Annotated in this window: 2 protein-coding genes and 2 pseudogenes; 1 reads left to right on the forward strand and 3 read right to left on the reverse strand. The window is 41.5% G+C overall.

Annotated features, from left to right (window positions below):
• Positions 1-113 precede the first annotated feature (113 nt).
• Positions 114-410: pseudogene (locus H6G48_RS20560) on the forward strand (IS1634 family transposase); the annotation flags it as partial.
• 164 nt (positions 411-574) lie between these two features.
• On the opposite strand, the gene H6G48_RS20565 reads toward H6G48_RS20560, so the two are convergent.
• The 3 genes and pseudogenes from H6G48_RS20565 to H6G48_RS20575 all read right to left on the reverse strand — a co-directional run.
• A complete protein-coding gene (locus H6G48_RS20565) occupies positions 575-1,189 on the reverse strand; it encodes a chromophore lyase CpcT/CpeT (RefSeq protein WP_190723026.1) in 615 nt (204 codons plus the stop codon).
• Between the two features lie 126 nt (positions 1,190-1,315).
• Complete coding sequence (locus H6G48_RS27565) at positions 1,316-1,399, reverse strand: transposase (RefSeq protein WP_423202552.1); 84 nt, start codon at positions 1,397-1,399, stop codon at positions 1,316-1,318.
• Position 1,400: 1 nt separating this feature from the next.
• Positions 1,401-1,778 (reverse strand): annotated as a pseudogene (locus tag H6G48_RS20575) (IS701 family transposase); the annotation flags it as partial.

Below are 1,778 nucleotides of genomic sequence, written 5' to 3' on the forward strand. Positions count from 1 at the left end.
ATTGACCACTGTTACATTTGGTAAATCGAGGAGTTGATCAAAATTTATCCACATAACTCACCTCCTGTTCTGTGTCCCTATTATACCATGCTCACACAGAACCTAGAAGAGCCCAGTCCTTAGCTCCTTTGTTATTTGAGGATGAAGAAATTGATGATAGCTCCGTTGATGTGATTAAAGCGAGTCGCAGTGAATCGGTGCAATCTAAAGAGAGAAAAAAACGGAATCAAGAGAACCTCCCTGTGCATAGTTTTCGGACTTTGTTGGAAGACTTGGGGACGATTTGCTTGAATACAGTAGAATGTACGATTAGGGAGGGAAGTTATCGTTTTTCTAAGATAACTCGACCGACCCAACTGCAACAAAAAGCGTTAGATTTATTGGGAGTTTCCTTGATTTGTACCCAGTAAAGGGGCATCAGAAATTCTCTTAATCCCTTCTACAGCACAGGTTATGGCTTTTTGTCAACGGGGAAGTCCAGGTATACTCGGAGGAAGAATACCAAAAAATCAGTCAAAATATTTAATTTTGGGGTTTAATCCCGATCACATCGAGTTATAATCCCCATTAGCGGCTAATTTTCTGGTTTTTGCCAGCGAAATTGATAGACATTATCCTGCGCTCCCCATACCTGCCGACCAAGGCTATCATAACCTCGATCGCTGGTATCCATGCCCTGGGAATGTAGAATAATTGTATTAGTTATTTTCACCGCACCTCTGGCATTCGTGGGACAACCCTGGGGGGGAGTTTCTCCCCGATAACCCCCCGCTATCGGTTTTAAAAACACAGTACACACCGACTCGGCCAAATCTGATACATTCAATTTTCTTTCTGTCAAGTCTTTGTTACAAAAATTAATAAAGTTAGGGGCATTATTTAACTTATAAGCTTTTGATTCCACAGTGGAATTATCGGGGCTAGGTTGAATGACTAAAATTCTTTGACGATAGGGTTGATTTAAGCGATCGATAATCGCCTGTTCCTGATAAAGATAAATACTATCCTGTTTCGGGGAAAAATCCACCGCACAGGTAGTCATTTGCACCTTAGCAATGCGGGGATTAGTCTGCGCTTGTTGCGTCGTATCCATGACCCCAATTAAATGATTAGCCACCCCTTGTACTTGCGGGTTAAGGGGCAAAGATTGAGTGAGAAAAAACACCAGAGCGATCGAAGTTTTCAGCATGAGGGGAGGCTTGATTCCGGTTAGTCTCTAATTAGCTTAAACTAATAAGCAGCAAGATCAAAAATTCCCCTGGCTCTCTTGTTCCTGGTGTGATCAGATTTTCTAATTATCAAAAGCTGCTAATAATCATAACCTAAAATTCTCAAAATTACTAAACCCATAACCTTGTCTTTTAATGAGTTTAATCTTATTACTGGGACTTAAACAAATTTCAAGCCCAAATAAAGCCTAAACTGGCTTTGTAAGCGGCAAACACATCCCGATTCTCGGTCAGCCACTCAAAGAAACGGAAAGACATCGCTGTCCGAAAAGCTTCTAAAGCTTCCACAAAAGTGTTTAAAGGTCGATTCGCCCACCGCCTTTGCAATCCCCCAGTTAACTTATGCCACAGGATAAATGTATAGGCACAAAACACCAGGATAAAATGACGAAGTAAGCTTCGTTTATCCCTGACTTGATATTCCCTTAACCCTAACCATCCTTTGGCTTCTCGGTAGAATACTTCCACCCAATTTCTTTCGGTGTAAGTCTTGACTATCCACGACGCTGTTACTGTATCTGCCTCAACTACATTGGTGATGAAATAGTC

It is taken from the genome of Microcystis flos-aquae FACHB-1344, assembly GCF_014698375.1.
Lineage (GTDB): Bacteria > Cyanobacteriota > Cyanobacteriia > Cyanobacteriales > Microcystaceae > Microcystis > Microcystis aeruginosa.